Source organism: Candidatus Eisenbacteria bacterium (genome assembly GCA_030017955.1).
Lineage (GTDB): Bacteria > Eisenbacteria > RBG-16-71-46 > JASEGR01 > JASEGR01 > JASEGR01.
In genome coordinates this window covers 32,967-41,230 of sequence record JASEGR010000019.1, presented here as the reverse complement: position 1 = coordinate 41,230, position 8,264 = coordinate 32,967, and the positions used below count along the sequence as shown (strand labels likewise).

The following is an 8,264-nucleotide window of genomic DNA, read 5'->3' as shown; positions in this document are numbered from 1 at the left end:
GGTTATGGCTCCTCCATATGCGCCGTATGGTGGCCTCGCTGAGCCCCTGGGCTCTCGCCATCGTGCGCGTACTCCAGTGCGTGGCATTGGATGGTTTCGTGTGCAGTGTGGCCTCAATAACTGCCTGAACTTTCTTTCGAGAAATCCGGGGTATTCGTCCGGGACGCGGTGCATCTTTCCTAAGACCCTCCAGCCGAAGAGCAAGAAAGCGCTGCCGCCACAGCTGTACCGTAGGCCGGGAAACCCCCAGCTCGTGCGCAATGTCCTGACTCTGCATGCCCTCTGCCGCCATCCCTATAATCTTCGCCCGCTCAACCAGTCGCAGAGGAAGGCTTCTTCCACGTGCCCAACCATCCAAGGTGGCACGCTCTTCAGGAGACAACAGTATAGGTGCTGCTGTTCTGCTCACGATCATCAGCATACAGCAGGCACGTCTATATGTCAAGATATTAATGACGCACTACACTAGGCTTTTCTCCTGGGAGTACGCTGAGGCTGCAACAATGACGAAGAAAAGGAGAAGCGCGAAGCCGGATATCGCTCTCAGACTTAAGGACCGTGACGATCTCATGTGCCTGACCTCCTTGGCTAGGAGTTGATGGTGAAAGATAAAACCCAACCTGGTCATAGATGTGGTTCTCACGAAACATACTGAAATAGGGCTCGTCCGTCAACGAATTCCGCCGTTCAGAATTCTCCAACACGTCACCTGGTTTTTGAAGTGCAGGATTCCGTGCGAGAACACCTTGTGAATGGCAGAGATCCTATCCCAGCCTGCTCACATAGTTAAGTGATGTGACGTCATGCTGCAAGGACCCTTGACACCCATGGTTATGGGTGTCCCAATTATCACCTGAAGTGCAGGTTTTTGATGCGGATCCGCCTTTCCTGGGGCCCGGTGACTGTGGACTGGACGAAGACAAAGCTCAGCGACCTTACGTTCTCAAGCGCAAACTTCTTTGTCTCGAAGCTCGGCTGCCTCAGATCCAGACTCACTTCGTTCCATGCCGGTCCGAGTTGAAAAAGATTTATGTTGTGCCGCTGTTGCTGTCTTGGATCGCTGCCCTTCAGATAGACCTGGAGGAGATCCCGCGAATCGCCTCTGTCAATCTCGAAGGAGAGCGTCTTGAATGGAGACATATCGGTCTCTGTGAGCATTCTCTCCATCTCGACATAGTCTCCCGGAGTCTGTCTTGCGAACCTGTAGCGCACTTCGCAGGTCTCCGGGAGCGGCTCACGATTTATTGAGATTGTCCCATGCTCAGTTGGAACCGGATACCAGATGCCCTCCGTTCCCACCGTGTGGATTTCCTCTGTCCTTGATTCGGGAGGTTCGGGCTTTCCGACCGAGAAAATCGTCAGATCGCCGAAGGCAGTCTTCTCCCACGAGATTTCTTTTCTGAGAACGCTGGGATTCTTATCGGCAATCGTTCTCTCCATTCGCGAACCGCCAGAGAAGGATGGCTCCCACAAAAAGAGATACTTCACTCCTTTTTCGAACAGGAGTGCCGGCCATCTGTCAGGCGAAGTACTGGACTCGAGGTTCGGAAAAGCAGTTCTTTCAGTCGGGAAATACTTCACCCGCCTCATCCCGGATTCGCCGAAGAGCGGCGACGTCAGCTCGCTATAGGTCACGGCAATAAGGTCTCCATCTTTTGTGTGCTCATCGATCCACTTCCATCCTTCGCCAAGGTCTCCATATTCGGCTTTATAGTAGTCATAGACCGCAAGGACCCCCGACCTTGTCAATTGTGAAAGAACTTCGGTTTGCCGCGGGACAAGCTGCGGAAGAGTAAGAAGAGTCGAGGCAAGAGTGGCAAACACCATGAGCACCGTGACAACTTTTCCTGCCCAGCCGGTCATTGCCGAAGCGAGATAGACAATAGAGATTGCGGAAATCCCGCAAAGGCTGATTAAATATCTTGGCTCTCTGTATGGATGGATGGTAAGCCACACCAGTACTGCTACTGGAATTGCGGTGACAAAGAGTGTGGAGAGAACGATGTCTTTTTTCTTGAGCGATACAAAGAGAGCGAACGGAAGAGAGATAAGACCAAGCAGGAACTGGATGCCGAATCCATTCTCTACGCCGTAAACGCGCTTCCCGTGAAAAGTCTCAAAAAGCGGATAGAGAATCCAGTCGAATGACCTCTTGACGAACCACGATTCCTGGAGCTCGCCTGATATGTTCTCGACGAGCCCCGGCATGACAGTCTTTCCCAGAAACTTCACCGTTACCGGAAAAACAATATTCCCGGTGAGGACCAGGTTCCTCAGATAGAAAAACCCTCCGCATATGATCACAATGATTAGAAGGAATGGCAGTGTTCTTATGAAGACGCGCGCAAGTTCCTTTCTTCCTGCAACACCGGCAATGAGAATCAGGGCAAGTGGAATCCATGAGTAAAGCGCCGTTGCCTTCGTTCCGAGGAAGAGCCCGAATGAGATCGCAGAGAAGAACAAGTACTGCCTGGCACCGGCCTTGAGAAATCCGACAAGGAAGGCGAGTGAAAGGAGAAAGAAGCAGGCATAGACCACATCGTTGTATTGGGTGAGTGACTGAATCATGATGACCGGCGTTGCAGAGAAAAGAATGAATGAGTAGAAGGAGTAGCTGCCGGCGCTGAATTTCCTCGAGATACTGTAGCATGCAAGCCCGCCAAGGAAAGAGAAGGGAAGCTGAGAAAAGTTTACTGCCTTTGCACCGCCTGCGACAAACGTCCAGAGCGTGAGGAGCTCACCGTTCATCGGATACCACATCGGTGCGCCCGGAAAATGAGGAACCATGAGCCTTCTTTCAGAAATCCAGGCAAAGACTGCCGTGAGGTGATAGGTGAGAGAATCCCAGGAGTATGGCGGCGTGATAGCAGCGAGCAGCAGAATGAGGAGGTACGCAAATCCAAGCGACACGAAGCAAAGGACAAGCCCGGGGGCGAAGCCCCCATTCTTCTTTGCGCTTCTTGGGGGAGGCGGAGGCTGCTTTCTTATCCTGAGAAGTGAAAAGGAAAGGAAAACAAGAGAAAGAAGGACCGAACCGCCGACTGTGAGAGGTCTCGTCAGATTGCCAGAGATGCCGAGAATGGTTTCGACGACGATGACATCGATGGTGGCAAGAGCTGCACTGGACATGATTCGCTCTGACCACAGTGGAAAGATTCTGGCACAATAAGGAAGGAACGACAGGAAGATTACGGCTGAGGTTACCAGGAGAGAAATCAGATGCACGTTGCTCTCCAGAAAGTCCGCGAGTTTTCTATTGCCCTCTCAGCGCTCCTACGAAATCCCGCATCAGACCGAAAAGCTCAAAGTGATAGGCCAGGTAGGCGACAAAGCCCGCGAGAAGTAAGAGCACGACGACTGCCGACACACCCGATGGGAGTCTGTACTCTTGGTTGGTCACGACTTGTCCTTCGCCTGCTTCTGGCCAGGAACGATGACGCGGCCTTCTCGGAGTCGAACCGGGCCGGACCCTACTCGTGCGCCGATGATGCGTGATGGCGACTGAGCCGTTGGTGGCTCCGCTTCGGGATGACCCATCTACCGGCTCGCTAGGCGGGGAATCCCTGCCCCTCCCAGCCTCTAAAGGGCTGGGTATCCCCACCTTGCTCGCCAAGATGGGTTCCCATCCCTCCCGCGAAAGCCAGCTCGCGGCTCAGTCGGCATCACAAATCTGCACCCGAGCCGCGCTCAAGGCCGCTACCAATATAGCACATTTCTCATGAGCGGGACGTAGAACCTCCAGAAGAAATTGTCCGTCCGGTTCGCGCGCGAAAGCGCCTTCATCGCATACTCTGTCCCGAAGAAGGTGGGGGACAAAGCGAGAAATTTGTTATCGGCGAAATCTCCGGCAAAGTAGATTGCTTTCGCTCTCGTCCTGTTGACGACGATTGCAGGGAAGATGGGCTTGAGGCCGCGCTCGCGGAGCTCTGCAAGATGAGCGGGAGTTTCCGCCATGTGATAATAGGCAATCGTTTCAGTTCCCTTCTCCGGTTTCACAACCTCAAACCATCCGTCGTAGGTCAGCGGTGAGTCAATGCCCTCGGTCAGCGGAGTCTTTTTGACAAAAATGGCGAAGGGGCGAATGTACCCGCGAGGATCTTTGAAAATCATCACGTCGGGTTCAATTCCAACCATCTCGCTTTTCTTGACCATGACAGTCCCGGGCCCGGCGAAGCCCCAATCTTCGCCATAGACGGCTTCATACAGGTCCTTGACCCATTTGGGAGTCGAGGAAAGATTGTCGTAGTGCTTTCCGTACCATCCGGTCCATTTGATCTTGAAGACTTTCTCCAGAGTCTGAAGAGCTTCGGGGTCTAGAGATGTGGGAAAGCCAAGGATGTTGAACTCGCCAATTATTGTCGCGGCCTGCTTGGTGCTTGTGAGAAGCATCTGCGCTTCTTTTCTGTCCAATCCGCCGCAGACCAGAGAAACGTCCAGATTCTTTCGCGGGAGATTCGCTTCGTATTCCTTGAAGCCCATTTTGTAGTCGTATGTTCCGTACGTGTCGGCAAGGTAGATGAGATCATAGCGGGAGATATCAGTGGAAAGCAGAGTCTCACACCTTCTTTCATTTGGGTGGTACCCAAGGAAGTCATTGTTCGAGAGAAATTTCCCTTCCCTTGGCCCTGCCTTGTAGTGCTTGAGAATCCAGACGATGGCGTTGTGCTCGTTGAAGTTTTTCAGCGGGACGGTCTTATCGACTATGAGAATGTTCATGGGAAGCCAGGGCAGCTTGACCCATAAAACATGGTAGAAGACAAGGGTGGAAAGAAGAAGAAACGCTGCAAAAAAAAGCGGGAAGAGCCTGAACCATCTTCCTTCTTTTCTTCTTACTCGCAGACTCGGATAGATTTGTCCAGACGCCAATGGTCCAGTGTGTTACCGGTGGAAAGTGTCTGTCAGGAACCTGCTATCTGACGAAGACGAGCTTGCGGGATAGCGAAACGTTGTCCGTCTTGAGAGAACAAATGTAGATGCCGGAACCAACTCTCACTCCCGAAGCATCTCTTCCGTCCCAGGTGACAGACTTTGACGAAGGAGAGAGTTTCTCGTCAAGAACTGTTTTTACCAGCCTTCCCCGAACGTCGTAGATACGGACCGAGGCGCGGGTCTCCTTCGAAACTGCAAACGTAATCGTCACAGTCTCGCTGAACGGGCTCGGTGAAAGCTCAAGAGAGTCAACATACCGGACAGGTGACTCTGCGACAGGGCCGTAGAGCGACAATTCGCCGGATGGATTCTTCACGAGAAGAAGATAGAAGCTCTGTGATGACAGCGGGGCGCCGTCAAGGAAACTCAAGCGTTCGCCGGTTGAGCTCCCGCGCACAGAAACTGAGCTCAGCTTAGTGAATTCTCCTGCTTCAGACTCAGATCTGTAAACGTCAAAGCTTGTTCCTTGCGGGAATGATTTTGGATCCCAGGAAAGCTCGATGCCATTCCTATTTCTGTTGCTGAAGAAGGAAACGTCGGGAGCGGGAGTAGCTCCCCAGAAGACGAGAAATCTCGTTGGGTCCATCCAATCGCTGAAGTACTCACCGTCGAATGCGCGCGCGCGCCAGTAGTACCAGCCATTCCTTGTGAGTCTCTTTTCCACTTTCCAGGAAGTCTGCAGCAGTCCCTGGGCCATGCCGGGCGACACCTGCAGAAGCGGAGTCGAGAACTCATCGGTTGCATCCAGCTCAAAGAAGTAGGAAATGATACTGTCTTCCGAGTCTCTTGAGTTAAGGACCCTCAAATCAGGAAAAGTCTGATACACGATTGAAAGCTCGGTCGGACCTGCCGGCCTGGGCGTGGTCGGGGAGAGAGTGGTATCGGATGTAACAACAGAAAACCGGATAGGCGCAGTCCATCCCGAGAAACTCGCACCGTCATAGCTTCTTACTCTGAAGTAGTACGTGGCGTTGTAAGACAGAGGCGACGAAACAGTCCATGAGGTTCTCCCGAAAAGTCCCTGGTAGATTCCGGGTGACTTGAGAACCTGAGGCGAATCGAACTCAGAAACCGCATCCAGTTCGAAGAAATAGGCCAGGGTTTTTCCGTCAGAAGGCGAGTTGAGAACCGTGAGAGATGGAGCCCTGCTGCCTATCTTCGAGCCATCCGCAGGGTAAAGCGGAGTGGGAGAAGGAGAAAACTGATAAAGCATGTATCCGTCTCCGAGAAACCATCCGTTGAATCCGCCAAAAAGGTAGCATCTTCTTGCCGAGGTGTCGGAGACGAAGGACACAAACTCCGAACCCGGCGGGATATCTCCTGAAGCCCCGACTTCACTCCATGTCTCATTCTGGATGTCGAAGCTCCAGAGGTCATTCACGTGAGCGCCTGCCCATCCGCCAAAAACAAGAAGCTCATTTTCCGACTCGGTGAGAGCGCCGGCATGCCCCGACCTCTTCGGCGGCACAGATCCTGAAGACGTGATTTGGTGCCAGGTGAAATTGGCCATATTGAGCGACCAGAGATCATTGAAAAGCCGCATGCCGTCCCTGCCGCCGAAGATAAGAACAGAATTCGTTGACGGAACATAAGTTCCGAATTGTCCGGTTCTCGCACCGGGATAGGGAAGCGTCTGAGTCTTGGATTCCCACGTTATCTCGTATTCTGAAGGCCACCCGACCGAGAGGTCTCCCAGGAACCCCGCGCCGTCTTCTCCTCCAAAGAGCACAAAGCTTCCGGTGAGATTGTCATACACAAGGGTATGACCGGCTCTCCCCGATGGACGGGCTGTCTGTGCAAGCTCCCTCCATGCATAAGTCGAAAGATCCAGAATCCAAATATCGTCAAGGTAGGTCGCGCCGTCATAACCACCCTGAACAACCATGCGATTTCTGTTCCGGTCCAAGAGCACAGCATGGCGTTCCCTTCCGGAGGGCGGTGTCCCGGACGGAATGAGAAGCTCCCACGAGAGATCTTCGAGATTGAACTTCCAGAGTTCATCGAAATAGGTCGTTCCATCGAATCCACCGAACATGAAGATTCTTTTTCCTTCTTCATTGCGGACAAATGAGGCACCTCTCCTTGCTGTCGGAAACGAAGCAGAGGGAAAAACCTGAGACCACGTGAGATTGTTGAGATCAAGCTTCCACGTATCGTCCAGGAATGCTCCATTCCAGCCGCCGAAGAGAAGCGCCTGTTCCCTCAGAGGATCATAGACAAACGCTGCATCTGCGCACATGGGAAGAGGAGATGGAGAAATCTCTTGCCAGGTAAGTCTCTTTACATCGAAGCTCCAGACATCGTTCAGGTACCACGATCCGAATCCGCCGGCAACCAGCATCTTACCGTGAACCAGGTCAAATATCGCAGTGTGGGTGGACCTGGCCTCGGGCAGAGTCCCGCGAGCGATGATCCGGTGCCAGCTCAGTGTCTCTGTATCGAGTGACCAGATGTCGTTTCCGGGAGAAGTTCCGTCATCTCCGCCGAAGACAAGGACTCTTCCTTCCAATGGGTCCCAGACTGCCGAACAGCCAAAGAGAGGCGGGGGAGCATCCCCGGTCGCAACAAGCTTTTTCCACGTGAGAGAGCCGAGATCGAGCGCCCACACATTCCCGAGAATCGTCCCGCCGAAACCTCCAAACGTTATGAGACGCTTTCTTTCGGTGTCGTAAACAACGGCATGATTACTTCGGGCAGGAGGGAGGGTGCCTGAAGGGAGGAGCTCGCGCCACGATTGTGAATTCAAATCGAGCGCCCACACATCGTTCAGGTAAGTGCCCCGGAACCCGCCGAACACAATCACTCGATTACTATCGGGGTCGTATATGGTGCCATGGCTTCTCCTGCCGGGGATTGCTCCTCCGCAGAATAGCCTCTTCCACGCTCCACTGACGGGATCGAGGCTCCAGACATCGTCCAGCAGAGTGCTTCCATTCCAGCCGCCGAAAAGTATTGCCTTCGACATCCCTTGAGCGAAGGTAAGAGTGTGGAGATTCCTGGCATCAGGCGAAGCGAAGGGAAGGGCCGACCAGACGAAAGATTCGACAGTCTTCCCGCTCACCTCCTCAGGGGTCAGGGCAGGAAGTTCGTCCTGACTCTCGGAAGATAGGGCGAATCCAGGCGCGATGAGCTGGAAAGCAAGAAGAATGGAGACTGCGACGAGATTCAGGGAGGGGAGTCTCAATCTCGGAAGACCCTGCAGCTTCCCGTGCATGGACAAGTTGCCAAACATTCTTTGGGGCTCTTCTGAGAGCCGGTGTGAGCTCCTCGGATTCACTAGTTTCATTCTAACTCTATCAATACCTCACGTTCTGGTCAAGAACCAGCGGGCGTTA

5 protein-coding genes are annotated in these 8,264 nt (G+C 53.3%); all 5 read right to left on the bottom strand.

The genetic code is table 11. The features are described 5' to 3' along the window. Window positions 1-415: helix-turn-helix domain-containing protein (locus tag QME66_04570; protein MDI6808241.1), on the bottom strand; the 415-nt coding region annotated here is incomplete at its 3' end. Window positions 416-849: 434 nt separating this feature from the next. Next, a complete protein-coding gene (locus QME66_04565) occupies window positions 850-3,225 on the bottom strand; it encodes a glycosyltransferase family 39 protein (protein ID MDI6808240.1) in 2,376 nt (791 codons plus the stop codon). 28 nt (window positions 3,226-3,253) lie between these two features. Next, a complete protein-coding gene (locus QME66_04560) occupies window positions 3,254-3,400 on the bottom strand; it encodes a hypothetical protein (GenBank protein ID MDI6808239.1) in 147 nt (48 codons plus the stop codon). A gap of 296 nt (window positions 3,401-3,696) precedes the next feature. Then, entirely contained in the window at window positions 3,697-4,866 is a 1,170-nt protein-coding gene (locus tag QME66_04555; GenBank protein ID MDI6808238.1) for a hypothetical protein, read from the bottom strand. Window positions 4,867-4,909: 43 nt separating this feature from the next. Then, window positions 4,910-8,161, bottom strand: a complete 3,252-nt coding sequence (locus QME66_04550) for a kelch repeat-containing protein (GenBank protein ID MDI6808237.1) — start codon at window positions 8,159-8,161, stop codon at window positions 4,910-4,912. Window positions 8,162-8,264: the final 103 nt, after the last annotated feature.

What these genes read in the sequence shown, in the direction of transcription:
- QME66_04550 (MDI6808237.1), bottom strand. Translation starts at nt 8,161, where the DNA reads ATGTTTGGCAACTTGTCCATGCACGGGAAGCTGCAGGGTCTTCCGAGA.